Raw genomic sequence first — 21,742 nt, 5'->3', positions numbered from 1 at the left:
CCGGGTGAGCCCGGGAACCGAAGCAACGGACTTATCCCACCCTTCAACGGGCTCACTTCGTGGTAACTCAGTGTAAACAGAAGGAGCGGTTTAAAACACCATTTTCCCACCCTATCCCGGCGGTGCGAAAGGACTGAATACCGCTCCACCTAAGCCGATAAGTCGTCTTAACCATATCTTAACATTCTGTTGTTAACTTTCCTATTTATCTATTGACATGATATTTCAATACACTTTATAATAGTAGTATAGCTTTGACGGAGAAAAGATATGGCTGGCAAGAATTTATACGATGTACTCGGCCTGAAAAAAGAAGCCACCGATAAGGAAATAAAGCAGGCTTACCGCCGGCTGGCGCGCAAGTACCACCCGGACGTTAACCCCGGCAACAAGTCCGCCGAGGCTACGTTCAAGGAAATCAACGCCGCCTATGAAGTGCTTTCCGACGCGACAAAAAGGAAAAAGTACGATAAGTACGGCGATAAGTGGCAGTACGCCGACCAGTTCGAGCAGGCGCAACAGCAACAGCAGCCGCCGCAGTACCGCCAGTACGCCCCCGGGGACAGCTCCGGCTTTAACTTCGGGGGGGACACCGGCGGGATGGACAACATCTTCGAGGAGCTTTTCGGCAGAGGGAGGGGTCGGGGGGGTTCCCGCCGCACCCAGTCCAGGCGCGGCCAGGACCTGGAGTCGCAGGTCGAGGTAACGCTGGAAGAAGCCTATAACGGCACCAGCCGCATGATAAACCTACAGGGAGAAGAGCCGTGCAAAGCCTGCGGGGGGACCGGGCAGATACAGAACCTGCCCTGCGCCGCCTGCCGCGGCAGCGGCGTCGCGGCCAGTATGAACCGGCTGGAAGTAAAGATTCCGGCGGGGGTAACCACCGGCTCCAGGGTGCGTATCTCCGGCAAGGGACAGCCGGGCTCTAACAGCGGCAGCAGCGGCGACCTTTATTTGAATATTACCGTCAGCCCCCACGCAACTTTCGAACGCCAGGGGGACGACCTCAACACCACCGTGCCGGTACCGCTGACCGTGGCGGTGCTGGGCGGAGAGGTGCAGGTGCCCACGCTCAAGGGCAGGCTGGCGCTGAAAATCCCGCCGGAAACCCAGAACGGGCGCGTCTTCCGCCTGACCGGCCAGGGCATGCCCCACCTGGGTAAAGCCCACCGGGGCGACCTGCTGGCCAAGGTGAACGTGGTGCTGCCGACAGGTCTGACGGAAAAAGAAAAGGAACTGTTCAGGCAACTAGGGCAATCACACGCCGCCTGATAGCGAAACGAGGTGACTATGGAAAGAGAAAGATACGGTGAAGAACCACGCTACGTCATCAGCGTGGCGGCCAGGATGCTGGAAATGCATACCTATACCCTGCGCTACTACGAACGGGTGGGCATCATCGAGCCGCGGCGCTCCCAGGGCAACATACGCCTCTATTCCGACCAGGACATCGCCATGATAAAAAGGGTCAAGACCCTGGTGGAAGACATGGGCATCAATTTGCCGGGGGTGGAGGTTATCCTGCGCATGATACAGCAGATGGAAGAACTCCAGAGCGCCCTGGAACAGGCGCACGATGAAATAGAAAAGCTTAGAGAGGGTAAAGAGCTATGAGACAGGAAAAATTCACAGAACAGGCACAGGAAGCATTACAGGCGTCCCAGCAGATAGCCGTGCAGCACAAGCACAGCCAGTGGGACGTGGAACATATACTTTTATCCCTGCTGATACAGCGGCAGGGGCTGGTGGGGGAAATCCTCAAGGAACTTAAAGTAGATATAGATACCACCCGCAACAAGGTGGAAGAAATACTGACCAAAACGCCGCAGGTCACCTACCAGACGGGGCAGATTTACGCCACGCCGCGCATAGCCATGCTGATGCAAAAAGCGGAGGCGGAAGCAGCCAGGCTCAAGGACGAATTTATCAGCACCGAGCACCTGCTTATCGCCATAGTCAGCGATGACAAAGGGGACGCCGCCAAGGTACTGCACGCCGCCGGCATTACCCAGGAAAACGTTTACTCCGCCTTGCAGAAGCTAAGGGGGAGCCGGCGGGTGGATGATGCCCGCGCCGAGAGCAAGTACCGCTCCCTGCAAAAGTACGGGCGTGACCTTACCGAGCTGGCGCGACAGGGCAAACTCGACCCGGTGATAGGGCGGGAAGAAGAAATTAAGCGCGTCATGCAGATACTGACGCGCCGCACCAAGAACAACCCAGTCATCGTGGGAGAGGCAGGCGTCGGCAAAACGGCCATCGCGGAAGGGCTGGCGCAAAAAATAGCCTCGGACGATGTCCCCACCTCGCTAAAGGGTCGGAAAGTAATCGCCCTGGACATGGGCGCGCTGGTAGCCGGCAGCAAGTTCCGCGGCGAGTTCGAAGAGCGGCTAAAAGCCGTGATGGACGAGGTCAAGGAAGCCAAGGGCGAAGTGATACTGTTTATCGACGAAATACATACGGTGGTGGGGGCCGGGGCCGCCGAAGGCGCTATCGACGCCAGCAACATGCTCAAACCAGCGCTGGCGCACGGCGAGCTGCAATGCGTGGGCGCCACCACCCTGGACGAGTACCGCAAGCACATCGAGAAGGACAAGGCGCTGGAAAGACGCTTCCAGCCCATCTTCGTGGACGAGCCCAACGTGGCGGACACCATCGAGATTCTCAAGGGGCTGCGCCCGCGCTACGAGGCGCACCACAAGATAAAAATAACGGACAAGGCCCTGGAAGCAGCCGCCAAGCTCTCCCAGCGCTATATCTCCGACCGGCAGCTGCCGGATAAGGCCATCGACCTGATAGACGAGGCCGCCAGCAAGCTGCGCATCGAAAGCGAGAGCCTGCCGCCGGAACTCAAGTCCAAGGAAGCAAAGCTCAAGCAGCTGACCGACGAGGAAGAAGCCGCCTCACAGCGGCAGGACTATGAAAACGTCGCCAGGGTCAAGGCGGACCGGCTGAAGCTAGAGTCCGAGTACGAGAAGGAAAAAACGGACTGGCTGCAAAAAGAGAAAATCAGCCAGGAGGTCAGCGACGAAAACATCGCCGAGCTGGTGTCCAAGTGGACCGGCATCCCGATATCCCAGATGGTGGAGGGGGAGACGGGCAAATTCATCCACATGGAAGAACGCATCCACGAGCGGTTCGTCAACCAGGAAGAAGCGGTCACGGCCATCTCCGAGGCAATAAGGAGGAGTCGGGCCGGTCTGACCGACCCCAAGCGGCCAATCGGCAGCTTTATGTTCCTGGGGCCGACGGGCGTGGGCAAAACGGAGATGGTACGCACACTGGCGTGGTTCCTCTTCGGGGATGAGACGGCCATGGTGCGGATGGACATGTCCGAATACCAGGAAGAGCATACCGTTTCCCGGCTCATCGGGGCGCCGCCCGGCTACGTGGGCTACGACGAGGGCGGCCAACTGACCGAGGCAGTGAGGAGACGGCCTTACAGCGTGATACTGCTGGATGAAATAGAAAAGGCGCACCCTAAAGTATTCAACACCCTGCTCCAGATAATGGACGACGGGCGTTTGACGGACGGGCACGGGCGCACGGTGAACTTCAAAAACACGGTGGTCATCATGACCTCTAACGCCGGCGTGGATATCATCAAACGGGAGAGCCAGCTCGGCTTTGCCACCAGCCGTGACAAGGCGACGGCGCAAAAGCAGGGCTACGAGGACATGAAGAAAAAGGTCACCGCGGAAATACAGAAAGCCTTCCGCCCCGAGTTCCTCAACCGGCTGGACGACATCATCGTCTTCCACGAACTCAGCGAGGAACAGCTCAGGAGCATCGTCGACCTGATGATTAAAGACCTGGAAAGCCGTCTGGCGGAGCGCCAGATAGGGCTGGAGCTGACGGACAAGGCCAAGGCCTGGCTGTCCAAAGAAGGCTATGACCCGGTTTACGGCGCGCGCCCGCTGCGCAGGGTAATCGAGAGGGAAGTGGAGAACCCGCTTTCCGGCAAGATACTCCGCGCCGAGCTGAACGAGGGCGACACGGTCAAGGTGAACGTGGACAAAGAAGGGAAACTGACCTTCAAGAACAAGGCGTCGGCCAGGGCTAAAGTGGCGGCGGAGGCTGAGGCAGCCTGAAATCCTGATGCGCCTTAAGGGCAAATCGTTGAGCCCCGACTTCATAGTCGGGGCTCATGGTTTGTGCGTAAATCAAAATCCCTCTCTTATCCCCTTCCGATTCGTCCCTCATACGGAATCCCGGATGAACAGGGTGAATCGGGACTTTTTCAAAGGGGGCAGAAAAAACCGACCCCTGTTCCTTTGATCCCACTCCCCGCCGGCAGGGAGAGTGCCGATGATTTATGCTGTTTCCACATATTCTTAAATATTAACCATTCTGATGAATACCGGAATCCGGTGATGCCGCATCAGTGAACCTGCCGCAGCCGGCACTAACTCCGACTACCTGGACACCGGCTTTCGTCGGTGTGGTATTCTATATGCCGGTTCCCGGCCATCTTCCATACTCTCCTATTTAGTCTTTTTTAAAGGAATGACGGCAGCCTGGCCATAACCCGCCGGATTGTGCCGGTAATAGGTGGGCCTGGTCCGGTCCCACGCGTAGCCGTGCGCGCCGGGGTCCCAGCTACCAATAAACTTTTCCATCGCTTCGTCCACGGAACGCTCCATGGCGGTGTAATCATAGGGCGGGTGGTGGAATACGGCGTAAGGCCCCTCCGCGTAACAGAGGCATTCCATCCCCTCTGGGATTTCTCCGGCGTATTTGGCCGGCACCTCTATGCCGTACATGTAGCCCGGTTTGCCTTCCTGGTAGAAACGCCCTCCCACGCAGCCGTTAAAGCTCTTGATGCTGGACAGGACGCCGTCCACTTCATCACAGCGGTCTTTGCCGTGTATCTCCTCCTCTTTCTGCCAGAACTCCCAGTAGCCTGGAACATCTAAATGGCGGATACCGATGAACTTGTGCGCGGGGATTACCTGGACGCTTACTGTGATATTGTTGGTGGCATTTTCTTTCACTTTCGTCTCCATCAATCCTAATAAGTAAGGGTTGAAGACATTACGTTTGACCAGCAGCGGCAGCGGCCGGGGTAAACGGCGGTACTCGTTGGGGGTCATCCCGCAGGCCCTCTTGAACGAGCGCGTGAATGCCTCCTGGGAGGAAAAGCCGTACTTCACCGCGATATCGATAATGCGGTCGCCGGTATCCCGCAAATCAATGACCGCGGAGCTGACCTTGCGCAGCCGGATATAGTCACGCAGTGATATCCCTGCGTAACGGTGAAACTGGCGGGTGCAGTAGTACGGGGAATAGCCCAGCTTCCCGGCCAGCATCTCCAGCGTCAGCGGGCCGGTCAGGTTTTCCTCCACGACGTCCAGCATTTTCTGGATGCTCCGGTTCCACTCAAACAATGTCTCACCACCCTTCTTCAATGATTATACGGAAGACGCCGCCGGGATTGTTTGATTCGAGTTGCCGAAATAGCCGCACCGTTCTTGCCCCACCTGCTATAATAGTGGATACAGGCGAAAGATGACAGCGCAAATACCGGAAGAAAAACCAGTCCTGGAAGCCGAGCCAATGGCAGCGGCGGAGCCGGCGGGGAAAAAGACCTTCAACCGGTCGTTTTTCCTGGGCTTGCTGGGTGTCGTCATCACTTTGCTGATGATAGCGGCCATCATCTTCTACAACGACAAGCTGCGGGAAATGCAGGAGTGGGGGTACATCGGGGCTTTCGTCATCAGCATCCTGGGCGGGGCGACGGTTATCGTGCCGGTGCCCATGTTGCCGGTGGTCTTCGCGCTGGGCGGCACCATGAGCAATCCGTGGCAGGTCTTTCTCCTGGGGCTAGCGGCGGCGGCCGGGGAGGTTATAGGGGGGCTAACGATTTACACGACCGGCCAGAGCGCCGGGCCGGCCCTTAGCGCCAACAAGAACAGCGGCATGCAGAAAGCCTACGCGCGCATGTTAAGCTTCATCCAGCGCCGGGGAGCGCTGGCCCTATTCCTGGTGACCTTTATCGTTAACCCGTTTTTCTACCCCGCCGCGTTCGCCTCCGGGGCGCTGCGCATGGGGCTAAAGAAATTCGTGCCGGTGGTCATCATCGGCAAGCTAATCAAGTGCATGACGGTGGTCTATGCCGGCTACTTCGGGCTCAAAGGCGTTTTCCACATTTTCGGCATCGAGTTGTAAGGCTACTCCACCTTAATCGTTATCTTGATTATCTTGCTCGCCGGAATACTGGTTGACGGGTCGCGCACAGCCAGGCTTTTAAGAACATCCATACCTTCTACCAGCTGTCCGAAGACAGTATGTTTGCCGTCAAGCCAAGAAGTGGCGACGTAGGTAATAAAGAACTGGGAGCCGTTGGTATTGGCGCCGGAGTTCGCCATCGAAAGCGAGCCTGCCATGTGCTTGTGCGCGGTGAACTCATCCGCGAACTTATAACCGGGACCGCCCGTGCCCGTCCCGGTGGGGTCGCCGCCCTGCGCCATGAAGTCGGCTATCACGCGATGGAAGGTGGTGCCATCGTAAAATCCCTGCGTCGCCAGGTAAACAAAGTTACTTACCGTCCTGGGCACATCCCTGGCGAAAAGATCGCAAACGAGGTTACCTTTGTCCGTTTCTATAATGGCGGTGTATTTTTTTGTGGTATCCGCCAGCAGCGGCGGCTTGGTGCCGTTATCTTTGAAATCAATCATCGTGCCATCTCCTGTAGTCAGCGTTATTATCTTGGCATTATCCCCGCAGGAACCCGTTAAGAGTCCCGCGCTTAAGATAAATACAGTGAGCAGCCAGCGCCATATCTTGGCTTTCATGCGCCCCTCCTCCTGAAATATCACAGGTACCATTGAATTTTAGCGTATTTACGCGACTGAAGCAAAGGCTGAAAAAACGGAAGGGGCCGGGCGAATCCTCAAGCGCCGCTGCTTACTTAAGGACTAGCCAGGCCCCTTTATCCGTTGGGCTGTTATCAAGCTGGGGAACAACTTGAATAACTAAGTTACATGGATAGAATAGCACCCGCCGTGTAAACAGGGCATAAACAAAAAGGCTGAAGGCGTAAACAAGTTATATACTTCAAATGGAGCGAGATTAACTTGCCAGCTATACAGAAATTGTGCTACATTATTTATGAATCCACGGGGCCGTAGTTCACTTGGGAGAACGTTTGACTGGCAGTCAAAAGGTAGGGGGTTCGAATCCCCCCGGCTCCATTTTCATTTTAAGAACTCCATAGTATAATATCATTATGTTTCAATACAACCATCTCGGTATTCCTACCAAAACAAAAATGTCTGGTGAAAAGTATTTACCTCAATTTAAAATGTATGTCAGCGGATATGAAGACAGTGCTTATAAAATAGAATGGATGCGATTCGAACCTGATTGTTCGCTACCTGATATAGTAAAGAACATTCCTCATGTTGCATTTGAAGTAGATAATTTATCCGAAGCTATACGAGGTAAGAGAATAATCATTCATCCTAATAAGCCATCCGATGGTGTTCAGGTAGCATTTATTGAGGATAATGGAGCTCCAGTCGAGCTAATGCAGTTTGATTATCCAACTATTGTAAGGTAGCGCTTACTTTATGGAACCCATATTGGGATTTACAGCTAAATATTAAGGCTAAGGATAATTTTAAAATCATTTATAGTTCTCCCTATTGACACCCCGGCTCCACCAAATTTTAAAGCTAAAAAAGCCCTTGAGAGATAAACAACTCAGGGGCTTTTTCTATTTTAGTTAACGGATATCCGGTAATGCTGGCTTGATACCGGCATGACACGGCTCTATGTTTCAGCTATATTATTGCCGCGGTACCAGAACGGCCCGGTTGTAACTCTCCGCCACCTTACGGAAGTGGAATCCTGAAACGGACAAGCCTATCGATATGGCGAAATGGCGGGGCCGCCTCAGAAGAGTAGAAATCATAAGCCGCCAGAAATACCTTCTGCCCTTATCCGTGATACCCAGGTACCAGAGGGTCTTAAAAAAACCGGTGACATGAGAAAAACGCAACTTGGATATCCCGGCCGTCTTACGGGGTTTATATTCCTTGAGGAAGGCAACGACACGCTCATAATATTGCCGCGGCGAGTAGATGGTGTTCACCACCTGTTTATAGCCGGACATGAGCGTTTCATATTTCATCTTGGGAACGAAGTTAACAGAAAAATCCGTATTGTCCCCGGTGAAATCCTTAAGCAGGCGGTTTTCCTTCTTGAGGCGCTGGTAGAGCTTGGTGCCTTTGGGGGCGTTGAGCAGGCCGACCATGGCGGTGACGATGCCGGTCTTTTGAATGAAGTTAATCTGTTTTTTGAAGATGGAAAGCGGGTCGCTGTCAAAGCCGAGAATAAAACCTCCCTGCACCTCAAAGCCGTGGTTCTGAATACTCTTCACGGCCGCCGCCAGGTCCCGGTTCCTATTTTGCAGCTTGTTACATTCCAGCAGGCTATCCTCATCCGGAGTTTCAATGCCGATAAAGACACGGTTAAATCCGGCCTCGGCCATCATGTCCATCAAGTCCTCGTCATCGGCGAGATTAATAGACGCTTCAGTGAAGAAGGTAAAGGGGTATTTCCTGGCCTTCGACCACCGGATCATGGCCGGCAGCGTCTCTTCCTTTAATTTTTGTTTATTGCCGATGAAATTATCATCGACGATGAACAGACTGCCCCGCCAGCCGCGGCGGTATAGCTCTTCCAGCTCATCCACCATCTGCTGACTGTCCTTGGTCCTGGGTCTATGACCGTTAAGCACGATTATATCGCAAAAATCACAATCGAAGGGGCAACCTCTGGAGTATTGCAGGCTCATGGCGGAGTAATTATTCATATTGATAAGCGACCATAACGGGAGAGGAGTCTTACTAATGTCCGGGCGCTCATCGGTCGTGTAGAGATGCTGCGGGCAGCCGTTTTCGAGGTCGGCTAAAAACCGGGGGAGTGTGACTTCCGCTTCACCCAGCACAAAGTGGTCGATGCCATCGAACTCCTCATACCCGGTAGTGAAAAGGGGGCCTCCGGCCACTATCCTGGTATGCAAGCTATTGCACCGGCTGATTACTTCCCGGGCTGAGTCCTTCTGTACCACCATGGAACTGATAAAGACATAATCAGCCCATTTGATATCTTCATCATCCAAGGCGTTTACATTCAAGTCCACCACTTTTTTATCCCAGGCGGCGGGAAGCATGGCGGCAACCGTAAGCAGTCCCAGAGGCGGGAAAGAGGCTTTCTTGGACAGGAACTTCAACGCGTGTCTGAAACTCCAGAAAGTGTCAGGATACCGTGGATATACCAGAAGTATTTTCATGTTATGTCTCCGCTGGTTTATTTACTACTTATATTTTATCATCCGCCCGGGAAAATTGCGTCATGGCGGTGTATCCGGGCTAACGCGTCCCGTTAATCAGGCCTAATATAGTAATAGTCGATTGATAGTTGTCTCTAGCATTGAAACAGACGCTGTCTTCCGCGTGCTGGGTATCCCTGGGGAAACAGCTCATGCCGGACTGGTTCCGGCTGGCTAACACTTTAGCTTTAGCTTCTTCCACCCAGATTTTCCGCGTGGCTACCCAGAAATAGTCATTTTCTTCTTTATGAACCCAGGCGAAAACACCCGTTTCGCCGCGGATATCAGAACCGTGTTTATTCAGGTTATAAGTACGTTCATTCGCCTTGGAATAATGGCAGCCGATGTCCCTGGCAAGCTGTTTGATAAAGTCCTCGTCCTGGTCACCGAACTCCATTGTTTTCCTTGGTTTCTTATCGATCATCGATAGCCCCTTTCCGGTCAATTTAGGTGACCCAGAGATACATCGGCCAGGCATTGCCGGCCCATGTACACCGGCACCGCACGGGTCGAGTTATCCGCCTGCCTCAATATTATGGAAAGAATCGCTGTAATAAGACCGGGCTGCCCCGGCGGGGTGGGGATTTATGCGCCAAGGCTCCCGGGTGCGGCCTTTAGAGTGAGAAATTACCTGTTCCCGGAGGTTAAAAGTTAAAGGATTATCACGATGGAAACGGGTGAGGATGTTGTCCTGAAAAATCATGGATGGCCTCCTCTGCTTTGAACCTTAGTTAGAGCTCGGGTCATCCAATACTTGAGATAAATCTACGAGGATTTCAAGAAGCCTGTATTAACCTAAACTGGAACTATGTTTCAATTATACACCGGTAATAGGCCGGGCGCAATGAGAGCAACCTTACCACTGATGTTTGCAGTCGTCGCAAATCCACCAGATGCCGGGTACCGCCTTAAGGCTGGAACCGCCGGGACAGGAGGTGATTTTCTGGCTGCCACACTTGGGGCACTTTTCCGGCTTGGCTACCGGAGATGTGCTATCTCTAACAAATTTCCGGTCCGCATCCTGATTGACCATCTGTGCCTCCCGATTCCCCGACATTCAACGGCCGTTCATGCCCTCTATTTGGAGCATAGTCCTAATCCCACACCTTGTCAAGAACTCGAGGGTAACAGCAGACCGATTGCGGGAATGTATTTATTGTGGTACACTTAAAGTAAGTTCCAGTTTAGGTTGTAACAAGCTTCTCGGAAGCTGTACAAACAGAGTTTTCTAAAGTATTGGATGACCCGAACTCTAACTAATTGTTAAGAGAGGAGGGCATCCTATGAGTTTTCAGGATAAGTCTATCCAATGCTCCGATTGCGGTACCACGTTCACCTTTAGCGCCGAGGACCAGGAATTTTTCCGGACCAAGGGCTATACCAACGAGCCCAAGCGCTGTCCCGAATGCCGTCAGGCACGTAAATCAGAACGCAACAGCACCAGCAGTTTCGGAGCCCCACGGCAGATGTTCCCGACTACCTGCTCTGAATGCGGCAAAAGCACCGAGGTCCCGTTTCAACCCCGCGGTGACAAGCCCGTTTATTGCAGCGATTGCTACCGTAAAGTCAGACCCAGCAGATAAGTGAGGTTAAGCCATGAGGCATATCCGGGTCAGGTAACTGGCCTGGGTATGCCCCTGGTATATTAAAGTTTTGTCTTTAGAAGTAACGATACGTGAAGGTGAATCACAGGAAGCATTATTGCACCGCTTTCAGCGCATGGTACAGATGAGCGGCGTCCTGCGGGAAGCCAAGGCTAACCGCAGGTTCATCTCCAAGCGGGCCGCGGCTATCATCAAGGCCAAGAACAACGCCAAAAGAAAACGGCGGCGGGAATAATGATCAACCAACCAGTCCCAACCCATGATAAGAAGGAGAAACTATGAAAATTTATGTAGGCAATCTGGCCTTTGATGTTACCGAGGATGAACTGGCGGCGGAATTCGGCACTTTTGGCAAAGTGGAATCGGTCGCGGTCCCTTCCGATAAAATCAGCGGGCGGCCCAGGGGGTTCGCCTTTGTGGAAATGGCATCAAAATCCGAGGCTGAAGCCGCGATAGCCGGGCTTAACGGTAAAACGTTCAAAGACCGGACTATCGTGGTTAACGAGTCCCGCCCCCGTCCCGATAACCGGGGCGGCGGTTCTTTCGGTAACCGGAGAGGCGGCAGTTCCGGCGGCGGCGGCGGCAGTTTCGGCGGCGGCAGAGGCGGTTTTTCAGGAGGCGGACGGCGAAGATTTTAGGCCATCCACCCAATCGGCAGGAAACAGGATGGAAAATTCACTGATTCCTGTAAGACACTCAGCCGATGGGACAACAGAAAATAAAATCAGGCAGCGGTGCGCGGATATAATCACTCTCCTGATTGAAGGAACGCAATATGAGCCTCAGGCAAATACCGAAATTGCGCATAGGTGACCTGGAGGTAAATATTCCGCTCATCCAGGGCGGAATGGGGGTGGGGATTTCGTTATCGGGCCTCGCCTCGGCGGTGGCCAACGAAGGCGGCATCGGGGTTATTTCCACAGCCGGCATCGGCATGCTCGAACCTGATTTCAACCGGAGCTTCAAAGAGGCCAATAACCGGGCCCTGCGTCGAGAAATAAAAAAAGCCAGGGGAATGACGGCGGGGGTTATCGGCATCAACATAATGGTGGCCCTGACCGACTATTCCGACCTCCTCCAGGCTGCTTTAGATGAAGGCGCGGACGTGGTTTTCCTGGGGGCCGGTCTGCCGCTGAAGATTCCGGAAAACCTGCTGGCGGACAAACCAGGCAAACACGTCATGAAAGTGGTGCCCATCGTATCTTCCGCCCGGGCGGCCAAATTGATATTCCACTACTGGGAGAGGAACTACCAGCGCATACCGGACGGCGTAGTCGTCGAAGGGCCGTTAGCCGGGGGACACCTCGGGTTCAGCAAGGCGCAAATCGACGACCCGGAGTACGCGCTGGAGAAGATACTGCCGGAAGTGATTGCCACGTTGCGCCCCTTTGAAGAGAGTTTTAACAGAAGTATTCCGGTTATCGCCGCCGGGGGTATATATACGGGCGGGGATATTTACCGCTACCTCAAGTCCGGCGCCCAGGGAGTACAGATGGCCACCCGGTTCGTGGCAACTAACGAATGCGATGCTTCGCCGGCATTTAAAGAGGCCTACGTAAACTGTAATAAAGAGGACCTTACCATTATCGAGAGCCCGGTTGGCTTGCCGGGAAGGGCCATAAAGAACAAATTTCTTGAAATGGTGGCAAAGGGCATTAAAAAACCGGTAAAATGCCCTTGGAAGTGTTTGAAGACCTGTGACTTTACCAAATCGCCCTACTGCATCGGCGCGGCTTTGACCAATGCCAAAAAGGGGATACTGGAAAAAGGATTCGCTTTTGCCGGGGCCAACGCTTACCGGGTTAACGCGATAACATCGGTCAAGGAACTGATTAAGACGCTGCTGTCAGAATATAAGATATCAGCTTCCATCGGAGAACGCCTCGAGAAAAAAACTCTCCCCAAAAGGCGGAGGGTCTTCTACACCGGAGTGCCGGTGTAACGCTGAATACACCGATTACGCCCCGGCTGACTCGCCTCCCAAATACGGGGGCGGCACAACCGGTAGGGTAAAAGGGGGCTCCATGAATATCTATATAGGTAACCTATCACTGGAAACGACTGAAGACGAACTGCGCCAACAGTTCACCGGGTTCGGGAAGGTGACATCCGTCACCATCATGAATGACCGGTATATCGGCAGCGGTCAGCCGAGGGGCTACGGTTACGTACAAATGGCTTCCAAAACCGAGGGCACCATCGCCATTGCCAGCCTCAAAGGTAAAAAATTACGGGACCGCGTGGTTGAAATAGTCGAGGCCCTGCCGCTCTCGAACAAGAACGAGATGGCAGTCCCCGAAATCAATAAAAACAGATTGAATAGAAGAAGACAAAGAAAATACCAAATGATTTGAGACGCCCGGCGCAGAGTCCGGGCTTTCGACTCGTAAGTAACCAAGGAGTTTAATGAATTTCGAGACCTTTAATTTTCATCCGAGCGTCATGAACGGTGTACGCTCGCTCGGATATTCCATACCTACACCAATACAAATACAAGCCATCCCGCCGATTATGCAGGGGCGAGATGTCATCGGCTTGGCGCAGACCGGAACAGGCAAGACGGCGGCTTTCGTGCTGCCCATTTTGCACCTGCTGCAATCAGGCCCGCGGGGACGCATCCGGGCGCTGATAATATCGCCAACGCGCGAGCTGGCCGAGCAGACCTCCGAGTTCATCAATAGCCTGGAGAGCAATACCGGCCTGCACAGCGTAGCCATTTACGGCGGACTGGGCATGGCGCTGCAGGCCAACGACCTGCGCCGCGGCGCCGAAATCATCGTCGCCTGCCCGGGCAGACTGCTCGATTATCTCTGGAAAGGGACCGTCAGCTTATCAGACCTGGAAATCCTCGTTATCGATGAAGCCGACCGCATGTTCGATATGGGGTTTTTACCCGATATCCGCAATATCCTGTCTTGCATCATGAACAAGCGGCAGACACTACTTTTCTCCGCCACGATGCCGGACAATATAAAGCGCCTGGCACGCGAGTTCCTGCAAAACCCGGTTACCGTGCAAATAGACCTGCAGATGCCGGCCAAAACGGTATCACACATCCTGTATCCGGTACAACAGCACCTGAAGACGGCCCTATTGAAGGAAATCCTGAAGCAGATAAAGACCGATTCGGTACTGGTCTTCACCCGCACCAAGCATGGCGCCGAACGCGTGGCGCAACAACTGGTTAAGGAGGGCTTCCCGGTGACTTCCCTGCAGGGCGACCTCCCGCAACACCAGCGTCAGGCCGCGCTGGACGGCTTCCGCGACGGTTCGATTAAAATCCTGGTAGCTACCGATATTGCCTCCCGGGGCATCGATGTTTTAAGCATTTCCCATGTTATCAACTACGATATGCCCGAAAGCACGGATAATTATATCCACCGCATCGGGCGCACCGGCAGAGTGAACAAAAGCGGGGACGCGCTGACCTTTGTGACCAGCGCCGATGCCGACAAGGTACGCGCCCTTGAAAAACTCCTCGACGCGCCGCTGGAGCGTTTGACGCTCGAAGGCTTCGATTACACCAAGCCGGCGCCGGAAAAACAACAGCGTTTCGGGCAGCAACCGCGCCGGGGTGGTACCTCAAGGAGACAGGCAACCGGCCAACGGACCGGGAGCAATAAGAGCAGATTTTCACCAAGGCAGGAAATGCTCAAGACGCGATAAGAAGCCTCCCGCATTGAAGTCATCCTTTTAACTATGGGATCCCCGGGGATACCCGCCAGAGTCATATCTGCCTCATGTATCCCTCAATGACCGGTACCAGGGCATCGCTGGCCGGCGGCGTAAAACCCGGGGACTTGCTTAACGCCATGTAGTCAAAGGCCGCACCCGCCCTGAATTCATGCCACGGCAATACCCGGTAGAAAACTCCGTTGTCCTTGTTAGCCGCGGAACCGGCGTTTTCTTCCTCCAGCCGTGCTGAAAGCGACCTGGCGTCAGCATCCCAGGTGGGGCGGCGGGGGGATGACCGGAGCAGCGAGACCCATATCAGCGATTTTATCCAGCCGTAGGCAATAGCGAAAGTTAAATAATTGCCCGGATTAACTTCCTGCGTTTGAAGCATCGCCAGCCTCTTTCCCGGCTCCAGATAGAGATATGAGGATGTCCGGTAAAGCCCGCCACCCGCCCACAGGTCAGGGTGGGCATCCACGTGAATCACCTCAAACGGCACCTTGAGCCGGCCGGACTCAATAAGCGTACGCCAGAAATCAATTATCTCATCGTGGCTGGTCACCGTCCGTCCCGCTACGGGGGACTCGGGTGAAAGGCCGCACCTATCCCCGAGAAAATGCCGCACCCGGGAAACAGGCCACGGCCGGTACTCCGGGCCCAACCTGGCGTTCTCGCCGCCATAGGCGTTATCGTTCAAAAAGAAATCCAGGTCCAGATCCAAGAAGAGCATATAACTCCCCCGCGTGTTTAGGCGACTCAATTTCCCTCAAGATTCCGCCGCCCGGCATATGCAATCCGGGCATTAGGAAATCTAGACCGTTTCAGCCCGGTTGTCAAGGCCTTACACACCAAAGCGCCCGGCGAATCCATGTGCGGCATTTACTTTTACCCAACACACCTCTATTACTGTCCCCGGCCGGTGATGAATCCACCTGATTGTCTTCTTTCTTCTTAATAAAAAATTTACACAACTTTAGCCTGCGCTTAACCCTTCACAAACATAACCTTAATTCTGGCATGTTAAATTTCAAGTAGAAAGTATGAAGAACACGGGGAAAAGATAACATGCTGCCTAATGAAGCCTACATTTTAAAGAGAATCAACACGGATAGAAAATGGCCTGACGAGTTGGCAGGGGCCTACGACATCCCCGGAATATACATCGGATATCTAATAGACTCTTACATCAAGCGCGGGCTAATCAAGAGGAACTGGTCCGGGGGATATATGCTGTCAGCGGTGGGGAAAAACCGGCTGTTATCAACCTAAGCGCCCGGCGGGGCGGGGAAAAGGGGCCGAACACACCCTAAAGCCTTTCACTTTCTGAGAGCGCCGGAGTAGCTCCCGGCGAACAAATTCACCACCTACGATTCTAAGTCTACGTTACTCTATTTTTACTGTTTCTGAATTTTATCAACCAGACAGCAAAACCCCAACATCATGATAGCTACATTTATGGATATTTCCAGTATCAGCGCCAGAGGGTTCGATTCATTTTCTCATTAACCGGCTGCGGTTCACGCATGGTAACGGTAAACACTCCAGAATTCAAGTCAGCGGAACCGGCGGCGGGAACACCTGAGTATTTAGCGGCAAAACACCGGCCAACAGGGCTTGTTTTCCCGGTATTTTGAGAGTAATATTGGGGGTAAAAGTGAGGTTACCCCCATTGACACTGGTCAAAGGGGTGATTATTATAATATAATACGGGTAACAATAAATATTGTACTAATACATTTAAGACAAGTCAGGCGCTTGTTTTTCAATGAAAACGGGACTAAAATAGTGCTGCCCGTTCCGTTTAAAAGTTTTTCCTTACGGTAATGACGTAAGAGACATACTCGCCCTGAATTTCCTCTTTGTACCTTTTCTACCATTAACCCGGGGGCGTTATTTCAAGAATAAAGGTAAGAAGGTGTGGCGCAGCGGTGAAGGTACTGGTAGTCGAGGATGAAAAAAGGCTTATTAAAAATATCGCCTTCTATTTAGCCATGCGGTATCCTGACAACACTATCATCTCCACGGGGAAAGGGCTGGAAGGAATAGAGATGATAGAGACCGAGGTACCGGACATGGTCATGGTGGCCTCCTCTCTACCGGATATAGATATCCTGGACTTCATCAATAAAACCCGTCGTTTTTCCAATGTTCCCCTGCTCATCCTTATCGAGGGGGAGACCGATGTCGACCGGGCGATGGTTTTGGAAGCGGGCGCCGATGATTATGTCGCCAAGCCTTTCAGTCCCATCGAGCTGGTAGCCAGGGTGAATGCCCTGCTCCGCCGCACTCACAGCGACGGTTTCAAACGCGAAAACACCCTCAATACCGGATGGCTGACCATAAACTTCGGCACACGGGAAGTGACACTTTCCGGCAGGCAGGTAAAGCTCACCCCCCATGAGTACAATCTGCTGGCCGAGCTGATGAGGAACGAGGGCAAAGTGCTGTCCCACCGCGTCCTGCTGGAAAAGGTGTGGGGGGCGGAATACGCCACGGACTACACCTTTATCAAGAAATATATCTACCGCCTCCGCTGCAAGCTCGAAGCGGACCCCGATAAGCCGAAGATGTTCCTGACCGAACGGGGCATAGGCTACCGGTTCGTCAAGCCTCCGGACAATACCCCGTAAAACCCCCTACCTCACATCGCTTTCTACAAAATTAACCTTTCCGCTGATTCCCTCAATCCTTTTAAATGTACAGCTATTTTATGGCAGGCACGGGCCTGCCTTTTTTCGTTGTTTTGGCACCATATTTCCACCTGCGCGGCACCATATTCCACCGGAAGAGAGACCTTGGGCACCTGAAACTTTATACTGTTTTGCTACAGTGGTAGTACTTTCGTAATATCCCGGATGCAGGACGGCCGATGGAAAAAGTACTGGTGCTGGTGGTGGAAAAGGACAGTGCACTGGTGGCGGAAGCGGTGGCAGCATTACAAGAAGCCGGGTATGAGGTAGTGGAGGCGACGGACACCGCCGACGGCCTGAAAAAGCTTTACGAGCTGAATCCGGACATCATCATCGCCAGCACCGATTTGCCCCCCGTCAATGGCGAAGAAGCCTGCCGGCGTATCCGCCAGGCGAGCTACCTGCCGGTGGTCATCCTGGGCAGCCAGGAAGAACTGGTAAAGACCCTCGAGCTGGGGGCGGATGCTTACATCGTCAAGCCAGCCAGCGGGCGGGAGGTTGTCGCCAGGGTACATTCGCTGCTCAGAAGGGAAAAAAAGGACGAACCGCCGGGAGGCGCCCGTCTCCGACCGGAACATTACCAGCCGGGGGAAGAAGACACCCCGCCCGGTCTCAGCCCCACCGAATGCCGCCTCAGTAACTGTCTGCTCTCCAATGAAGGCCGGCTGCTCGGCTACCCGCAAATTATCACCGAGGTCTGGGGAGGTAAAAAGGTGAGTGTGGACACGCTGCATTTCTACATCCGGCGGCTGCGCCGCAAGATGTCTAATTTCAATATCTTCAGCATGAGGGGTGTGGGCTACGGGCTTTCCGTAAGCGGTCAGCAGGCCCGATGAACCACCGGAGGAGGAGAGGATAACGAAAAAACTCCTGTTTGTTTTAATGGCGACGGCCATCTGCCTGGGCTTGCTGTTTACCGCCTTTTCCTATTTTAACGATACCGAAGCCAGCACCAACAATACCTTTACGGTGGGGACATGGGCGGTGGATGTGGGCGGCGGCAGCGGCGATAGCGCTTCATGTACCTTCCAGAATCTCACTGCCGGACAGAGCGGCACAGAGACCTGGTCGGTAACCAATACCGGCACCGTACCCGCCTACGTGGACTTGAATATCGGAATCCTGGAAAGCGGCACCGGGCACCTGGGCGACTATCTCATGGTGCATCTCTACGTATCCGGCGGCGGCGATATTTACGGCGATGCCCCCATTAAAAACAGCGCGGGTGTTTATGATAGCAACCTGCCGCTGGCCGCCGGTGAAAGCAAGACGGTTATCCTGGACTGGTACGCGAGCGCCGGATACACCATCCCGGATGCCAACGATAAGGTGGTATTTGCTATTAGCTTTAGCATCCAGCCGGCGCCGTGAGGCAGCCGATTGATTGCCTAACAATAAAAGGAGGTGGTAGGCGGCAGAAATAACAGCGGAAAACGGGCTCAAGGGGATAAAGCCCGCGGAAGCAAATAGCGCCGGGGAAAAGACCCGGTGACGGCCGGCAAAGACCGGTAAAAATAAAAAAGGAGAAAACAAAGTGAAAAAAGTACTATTCGCGGCTATAGCCTGCGTGCTCTGTCTGGGACTGATTGGCGGGGCCTTCGCCTATTTCACGGACGTGGAAACGAGCACCGGCAACCAGATGTCAGCGGGAACACTGAATATGCAAATCTCTGACAATAATCAGGGTTTCCGCGACACACCGGTTAGTGCCAGCTTCGTTACTCCTGGCGGCTGGGCTCCGGGTGATGAATTTGTCACCGATCCGGTCACTTTCAAGAATATAGGCAGCATCGATATCCGTTATATCTTCGGCCGGTTCTGTGAATTGGGCCAGTTTGATGGAGCAACTCCGGACGCCGAAGGAGCCGGTTCAGCCAACGATATTGCCAACTACATTGTTTTGGTGTCTTACTTTGAAAAAGCTGAAGGCAGTGCTGATTTTTCCGAAGAACTCTTCTCTGAAGCCAATGCAAATGCGTATCTGAACTTCTGGGGTTTTCCGGAAGTAGGCTATATTACTCTGGCTGATCTTGTAGCCGCAAATCCTGCTGGAACGAGTGCCAAAACTTGTCTTTGGTTTTTCGATGGCGGCAATGATCCTACTGTCCCGCCTCTGCCTGTTGGCGGTACCGCCCAGATCAAGTTCAAATTCAAGTTCCTGGAGAGCGCTACAAATGTGTACCAGGGTGACTATGCCACTTTCCGTGTTGACTTTGTTGGCACTCAGACAGAGCTCGAGCTTGATGATTCAATAACCGAACTCGTGGGCGATCTTTACGTTCCATAAACAAGAGTACTAATAATCCGGGGTGTTCTGTCTTCTAAGATAGGCACCCGAAAAAACTAACAAAGGAGTAAAAGTCGATGAAAAAAATACTTATCATCGCCATGGCTTGCGTGCTGACCGTCGGCCTTATAGGCGGCGCGTTTGCCTACTTCACGGACACCGAAACGGCCAGCAGCAACACCTTCACCGCCGGATACATGAACCTGGGCATCAATGACGCGAACAATCCTTCCGGCATCATCACGCTGACGAACATGGCTCCCGGTCATTCATATGGTGACTACGTTATCAATTTTAAAAACTTCGGTAGTCTTGACGGGAAATTATCCTACGTTGTTAACATTGTCGGGGAACCCGCCGAGCCTAATACTCTAGCTCCGGATAACACCGGCACTAATGTGGATGCGGCCACATTCGCTACCCAGGTATTTATCACCAAACTTTTATGGAATGGCGATAATATACTTCCCGATATGGGAACAATTGCTGGCTCTGATGGCAAGCTAAGCCTTTACGAATTGGCTAATGCCGGTTCTCTCACAGATCCAAGCGAGACGCTGAATGTTGGTGAGACTGATACCGTGACTTACGAATTCACCTTAAATCCAGACGCCAGCGATGAATATCAGGGTGATGGTGTGATAATGAGCATCGTCGCCACCCTAACTTCCAACTAGACCAGTTCAGCTAACAAGGGGAGGGGCCTTTTAACGGCCCCTCCCACCTCCCTGAAAGGAGGGACAGAAAATTTGAAGAAGTTCTTGATTCTGGCACTGGCTGTGATACTGGCGTTGGGTATGACCGGCGGTGTATTTGCCTACTTTACGGATGTCGAAACCAGTTCCGGTAATTCCTTCACGGCGGGAACGCTGGACCTGGAAATAAGGGATAACGGCACCTGGGACCCTGACCCGTGGGGTAACGGCGTGGACATGACCTGGGTGATGGACAACATGGTGCCGGGTGGGAGCAGCGTGACCAATCACGTTTTTCTAAGGAACGTCGGCAGTATTGCGGGCAACCATGTGGAAATCAGTTTCAGCAATGCCATTGACGAAGCCACCAATCCGGTGGAGACGGATAGCAACCCGGCTTCCCTGCCCCAGGATCTGGCAAAATGGATAGAAGTCGGAGGGATGAGTTACGCTATCAGTGACTTAAAATACATAATCACTCATACTACCGGCTGGGATGTCAACGGCAATGGCTGGCTGGACCTCGATGACTTAGCCCGTTCTCCCATCATCATCGCTGAACACGGGCCACTGGACGACCTTGTCCCGCCGGACAGCGTCGGCGGGGAAGCGAGCTTCAGTTTGAGTCTGTATTTCAGAACTGAAGCCACTAACGATATCCAAGGCGATATCCTGATAACCACCGTTTCCTTCACCCTTAACCAGGATAACAGCCAGTAACAAATTTGCTTCCGCGCGTTTTGTCCCCTTAAAACAGCGGCGCCCCCAGTGAGGGGGCGTCATATTGATAATAAAAACAGATGATTATGTTAATCTAACCGGAGCAAAGGAGTGCTATATTAGGTAAGCTCTTAACCTGGCTCGGCTGGCTGATACTGGTTGTCATTATAGCGTCGGTGTCCTTCGTGATGATAACGGCGCAGTACGGCTGGGAGTTCGATGCCGTGCTTTCCGGCAGCATGGAGCCGCATATAGGGGTGGGCGGGCTGGTGGTGATAAAGCCCATAGGCGCGGGGCAGGTAAGCGTGGGGGACGTTATCTCTTTCAAGCTGCCGGGCATAGACACCCCCATCTGCCACCGGATTATCGCCGTCCAGGATACGGCGGACGGCCTTATGTTCCAAACCAAGGGTGACGCCAACGAGGAAGCGGACCAGGACCTGGTACCGGCGGCAGCCATCAACGGCAAAGAGATTTTTTACCTGCCGTACATCGGCAGATTAGCCAAGCTTTCACAGATCGGGCGGGAGCGGGTATTTATCCTGGGGCGGAGTCTGCCGATAGCGGTGCTGGTGGTCCTGCCGCTGGGGCTGGCTTTCATCGGGCTGACTTTTAAAGACGCCATAGAGGAAATCGTCCGGCCGGGCAAAAAACGGCGGAAGGAAGCGCTGAAAATGCGCCGGGAACGGTTCCTGAAAAAGAGAAAGACCGTATTCAGGTAGCTATCCAATGATGAA

At 53.4% G+C, this 21,742-nt stretch carries 25 protein-coding genes and 1 tRNA gene; 20 read left to right on the top strand and 6 right to left on the bottom strand.

Annotated elements, in window-relative coordinates; genetic code table 11:
* Window positions 1-270: 270 nt before the first annotated feature.
* The 3 genes from WC370_07895 to WC370_07885 are packed head-to-tail and all read left to right on the top strand — an operon-like array spanning window position 271 to window position 4,088.
* Window positions 271-1,272, top strand: a complete 1,002-nt coding sequence (locus WC370_07895; protein ID MFA5309385.1) for a DnaJ C-terminal domain-containing protein — start codon at window positions 271-273, stop codon at window positions 1,270-1,272.
* Between the two features lie 18 nt (window positions 1,273-1,290).
* The gene (locus tag WC370_07890; GenBank protein ID MFA5309384.1) at window positions 1,291-1,614 is read left to right on the top strand and encodes a MerR family transcriptional regulator; all 324 of its coding nucleotides are present in this window, start codon (window positions 1,291-1,293) and stop codon (window positions 1,612-1,614) included.
* Window positions 1,611-4,088, top strand: coding sequence for an AAA family ATPase (locus WC370_07885; GenBank protein ID MFA5309383.1), 2,478 nt, complete (start codon window positions 1,611-1,613; stop codon window positions 4,086-4,088). Before WC370_07890 ends, WC370_07885 begins: the two co-directional genes overlap by 4 nt.
* A 393-nt stretch (window positions 4,089-4,481) precedes the next feature.
* Here WC370_07885 and WC370_07880 read toward each other — a convergent pair whose 3' ends face one another.
* Window positions 4,482-5,384 carry an AraC family transcriptional regulator gene (locus WC370_07880; protein ID MFA5309382.1) on the bottom strand — a complete coding sequence of 301 codons (903 nt, stop codon included), beginning with the start codon at window positions 5,382-5,384 and terminating at the stop codon, window positions 4,482-4,484.
* Between the two features lie 121 nt (window positions 5,385-5,505).
* Between WC370_07880 and WC370_07875 the strand changes: the two genes are divergently transcribed.
* The gene (locus WC370_07875) at window positions 5,506-6,165 is read left to right on the top strand and encodes a VTT domain-containing protein (GenBank protein MFA5309381.1); all 660 of its coding nucleotides are present in this window, start codon (window positions 5,506-5,508) and stop codon (window positions 6,163-6,165) included.
* Between the two features lie 2 nt (window positions 6,166-6,167).
* Here the strand turns inward: WC370_07875 and WC370_07870 are convergent, their stop codons facing one another.
* Window positions 6,168-6,791, bottom strand: a complete 624-nt coding sequence (locus tag WC370_07870) for a peptidylprolyl isomerase (GenBank protein MFA5309380.1) — start codon at window positions 6,789-6,791, stop codon at window positions 6,168-6,170.
* A gap of 326 nt (window positions 6,792-7,117) precedes the next feature.
* Between WC370_07870 and WC370_07865 the strand changes: the two genes are divergently transcribed.
* Both WC370_07865 and WC370_07860 read left to right on the top strand, forming a co-directional pair.
* Window positions 7,118-7,190, top strand: a tRNA-Ala gene (locus tag WC370_07865).
* Between the two features lie 35 nt (window positions 7,191-7,225).
* A complete protein-coding gene (locus WC370_07860) occupies window positions 7,226-7,558 on the top strand; it encodes a hypothetical protein (GenBank protein ID MFA5309379.1) in 333 nt (110 codons plus the stop codon).
* A gap of 228 nt (window positions 7,559-7,786) precedes the next feature.
* Here the strand turns inward: WC370_07860 and WC370_07855 are convergent, their stop codons facing one another.
* The 3 genes from WC370_07855 to WC370_07845 form a co-directional block, all read right to left on the bottom strand.
* Window positions 7,787-9,295, bottom strand: a complete 1,509-nt coding sequence (locus WC370_07855) for a B12-binding domain-containing radical SAM protein (GenBank protein ID MFA5309378.1) — start codon at window positions 9,293-9,295, stop codon at window positions 7,787-7,789.
* Between the two features lie 79 nt (window positions 9,296-9,374).
* Entirely contained in the window at window positions 9,375-9,758 is a 384-nt protein-coding gene (locus WC370_07850) for a hypothetical protein (protein ID MFA5309377.1), read from the bottom strand.
* Window positions 9,759-10,190: 432 nt separating this feature from the next.
* Window positions 10,191-10,367 (bottom strand): hypothetical protein, encoded by a 177-nt coding sequence (locus tag WC370_07845; GenBank protein MFA5309376.1) that lies wholly within the window; start codon window positions 10,365-10,367, stop codon window positions 10,191-10,193.
* 250 nt (window positions 10,368-10,617) lie between these two features.
* Here WC370_07845 and WC370_07840 point away from each other — a divergent pair, with 250 nt between their 5' ends.
* From WC370_07840 to WC370_07815, 6 genes are all read left to right on the top strand, one after another.
* Entirely contained in the window at window positions 10,618-10,917 is a 300-nt protein-coding gene (locus tag WC370_07840) for a zinc-ribbon domain containing protein (GenBank protein ID MFA5309375.1), read from the top strand.
* A gap of 70 nt (window positions 10,918-10,987) precedes the next feature.
* Window positions 10,988-11,173, top strand: coding sequence for a 30S ribosomal protein S21 (gene rpsU, locus WC370_07835; protein MFA5309374.1), 186 nt, complete (start codon window positions 10,988-10,990; stop codon window positions 11,171-11,173).
* 43 nt (window positions 11,174-11,216) lie between these two features.
* Window positions 11,217-11,576, top strand: coding sequence for an RNA-binding protein (locus WC370_07830; GenBank protein ID MFA5309373.1), 360 nt, complete (start codon window positions 11,217-11,219; stop codon window positions 11,574-11,576).
* 137 nt (window positions 11,577-11,713) lie between these two features.
* Window positions 11,714-12,880 (top strand): nitronate monooxygenase, encoded by a 1,167-nt coding sequence (locus tag WC370_07825; GenBank protein ID MFA5309372.1) that lies wholly within the window; start codon window positions 11,714-11,716, stop codon window positions 12,878-12,880.
* A gap of 82 nt (window positions 12,881-12,962) precedes the next feature.
* Window positions 12,963-13,292 carry an RNA-binding protein gene (locus WC370_07820; GenBank protein MFA5309371.1) on the top strand — a complete coding sequence of 110 codons (330 nt, stop codon included), beginning with the start codon at window positions 12,963-12,965 and terminating at the stop codon, window positions 13,290-13,292.
* Between the two features lie 52 nt (window positions 13,293-13,344).
* Window positions 13,345-14,604, top strand: coding sequence for a DEAD/DEAH box helicase (locus tag WC370_07815; protein ID MFA5309370.1), 1,260 nt, complete (start codon window positions 13,345-13,347; stop codon window positions 14,602-14,604).
* 61 nt (window positions 14,605-14,665) lie between these two features.
* Here WC370_07815 and WC370_07810 read toward each other — a convergent pair whose 3' ends face one another.
* Complete coding sequence (locus WC370_07810) at window positions 14,666-15,343, bottom strand: UPF0489 family protein (protein MFA5309369.1); 678 nt, start codon at window positions 15,341-15,343, stop codon at window positions 14,666-14,668.
* Window positions 15,344-15,678: 335 nt separating this feature from the next.
* Between WC370_07810 and WC370_07805 the strand changes: the two genes are divergently transcribed.
* The 8 genes from WC370_07805 to WC370_07770 all read left to right on the top strand — a co-directional run bounded on the left by WC370_07805 (window position 15,679) and on the right by WC370_07770 (window position 21,727).
* Complete coding sequence (locus WC370_07805) at window positions 15,679-15,882, top strand: hypothetical protein (protein ID MFA5309368.1); 204 nt, start codon at window positions 15,679-15,681, stop codon at window positions 15,880-15,882.
* Between the two features lie 659 nt (window positions 15,883-16,541).
* A complete protein-coding gene (locus WC370_07800) occupies window positions 16,542-17,243 on the top strand; it encodes a response regulator transcription factor (protein MFA5309367.1) in 702 nt (233 codons plus the stop codon).
* 239 nt (window positions 17,244-17,482) lie between these two features.
* The gene (locus WC370_07795) at window positions 17,483-18,139 is read left to right on the top strand and encodes a response regulator transcription factor (GenBank protein ID MFA5309366.1); all 657 of its coding nucleotides are present in this window, start codon (window positions 17,483-17,485) and stop codon (window positions 18,137-18,139) included.
* Window positions 18,140-18,158: 19 nt separating this feature from the next.
* Complete coding sequence (locus tag WC370_07790) at window positions 18,159-18,674, top strand: TasA family protein (GenBank protein ID MFA5309365.1); 516 nt, start codon at window positions 18,159-18,161, stop codon at window positions 18,672-18,674.
* Between the two features lie 163 nt (window positions 18,675-18,837).
* A complete protein-coding gene (locus WC370_07785; GenBank protein MFA5309364.1) occupies window positions 18,838-19,590 on the top strand; it encodes a TasA family protein in 753 nt (250 codons plus the stop codon).
* Window positions 19,591-19,667: 77 nt separating this feature from the next.
* Window positions 19,668-20,267, top strand: a complete 600-nt coding sequence (locus WC370_07780; GenBank protein ID MFA5309363.1) for a TasA family protein — start codon at window positions 19,668-19,670, stop codon at window positions 20,265-20,267.
* A gap of 72 nt (window positions 20,268-20,339) precedes the next feature.
* The gene (locus tag WC370_07775; protein MFA5309362.1) at window positions 20,340-21,005 is read left to right on the top strand and encodes a TasA family protein; all 666 of its coding nucleotides are present in this window, start codon (window positions 20,340-20,342) and stop codon (window positions 21,003-21,005) included.
* A 116-nt stretch (window positions 21,006-21,121) separates the two neighbouring features.
* Window positions 21,122-21,727 (top strand): signal peptidase I, encoded by a 606-nt coding sequence (locus tag WC370_07770; protein ID MFA5309361.1) that lies wholly within the window; start codon window positions 21,122-21,124, stop codon window positions 21,725-21,727.
* Window positions 21,728-21,742 lie beyond the last annotated feature (15 nt).

The sequence above is a fragment of the Dehalococcoidales bacterium genome (assembly GCA_041652735.1).
GTDB lineage: Bacteria > Chloroflexota > Dehalococcoidia > Dehalococcoidales > RBG-16-60-22 > RBG-13-51-18.
Note: the sequence above shows the minus strand (reverse complement) of the source record. Positions and strands in the feature narration are given on the sequence as shown.

Bases quoted from the DNA above. Each gene is read 5' to 3' on its own strand.
- WC370_07895 (MFA5309385.1), top strand. From the start codon at position 271: ATGGCTGGCAAGAATTTATACGATGTACTCGGCCTGAAAAAAGAAGCC.
- WC370_07890 (MFA5309384.1), top strand. From the start codon at position 1,291: ATGGAAAGAGAAAGATACGGTGAAGAACCACGCTACGTCATCAGCGTG.
- WC370_07885 (MFA5309383.1), top strand. From the start codon at position 1,611: ATGAGACAGGAAAAATTCACAGAACAGGCACAGGAAGCATTACAGGCG.
- WC370_07875 (MFA5309381.1), top strand. From the start codon at position 5,506: ATGACAGCGCAAATACCGGAAGAAAAACCAGTCCTGGAAGCCGAGCCA.
- WC370_07870 (MFA5309380.1), bottom strand. From the start codon at position 6,791: ATGAAAGCCAAGATATGGCGCTGGCTGCTCACTGTATTTATCTTAAGC.
- WC370_07860 (MFA5309379.1), top strand. From the start codon at position 7,226: ATGTTTCAATACAACCATCTCGGTATTCCTACCAAAACAAAAATGTCT.
- WC370_07855 (MFA5309378.1), bottom strand. From the start codon at position 9,295: ATGAAAATACTTCTGGTATATCCACGGTATCCTGACACTTTCTGGAGT.
- WC370_07850 (MFA5309377.1), bottom strand. From the start codon at position 9,758: ATGATCGATAAGAAACCAAGGAAAACAATGGAGTTCGGTGACCAGGAC.
- WC370_07845 (MFA5309376.1), bottom strand. From the start codon at position 10,367: ATGGTCAATCAGGATGCGGACCGGAAATTTGTTAGAGATAGCACATCT.
- WC370_07840 (MFA5309375.1), top strand. From the start codon at position 10,618: ATGAGTTTTCAGGATAAGTCTATCCAATGCTCCGATTGCGGTACCACG.
- WC370_07830 (MFA5309373.1), top strand. From the start codon at position 11,217: ATGAAAATTTATGTAGGCAATCTGGCCTTTGATGTTACCGAGGATGAA.
- WC370_07825 (MFA5309372.1), top strand. From the start codon at position 11,714: ATGAGCCTCAGGCAAATACCGAAATTGCGCATAGGTGACCTGGAGGTA.
- WC370_07820 (MFA5309371.1), top strand. From the start codon at position 12,963: ATGAATATCTATATAGGTAACCTATCACTGGAAACGACTGAAGACGAA.
- WC370_07815 (MFA5309370.1), top strand. From the start codon at position 13,345: ATGAATTTCGAGACCTTTAATTTTCATCCGAGCGTCATGAACGGTGTA.
- WC370_07810 (MFA5309369.1), bottom strand. From the start codon at position 15,343: ATGCTCTTCTTGGATCTGGACCTGGATTTCTTTTTGAACGATAACGCC.
- WC370_07805 (MFA5309368.1), top strand. From the start codon at position 15,679: ATGCTGCCTAATGAAGCCTACATTTTAAAGAGAATCAACACGGATAGA.
- WC370_07795 (MFA5309366.1), top strand. From the start codon at position 17,483: ATGGAAAAAGTACTGGTGCTGGTGGTGGAAAAGGACAGTGCACTGGTG.
- WC370_07780 (MFA5309363.1), top strand. From the start codon at position 19,668: ATGAAAAAAATACTTATCATCGCCATGGCTTGCGTGCTGACCGTCGGC.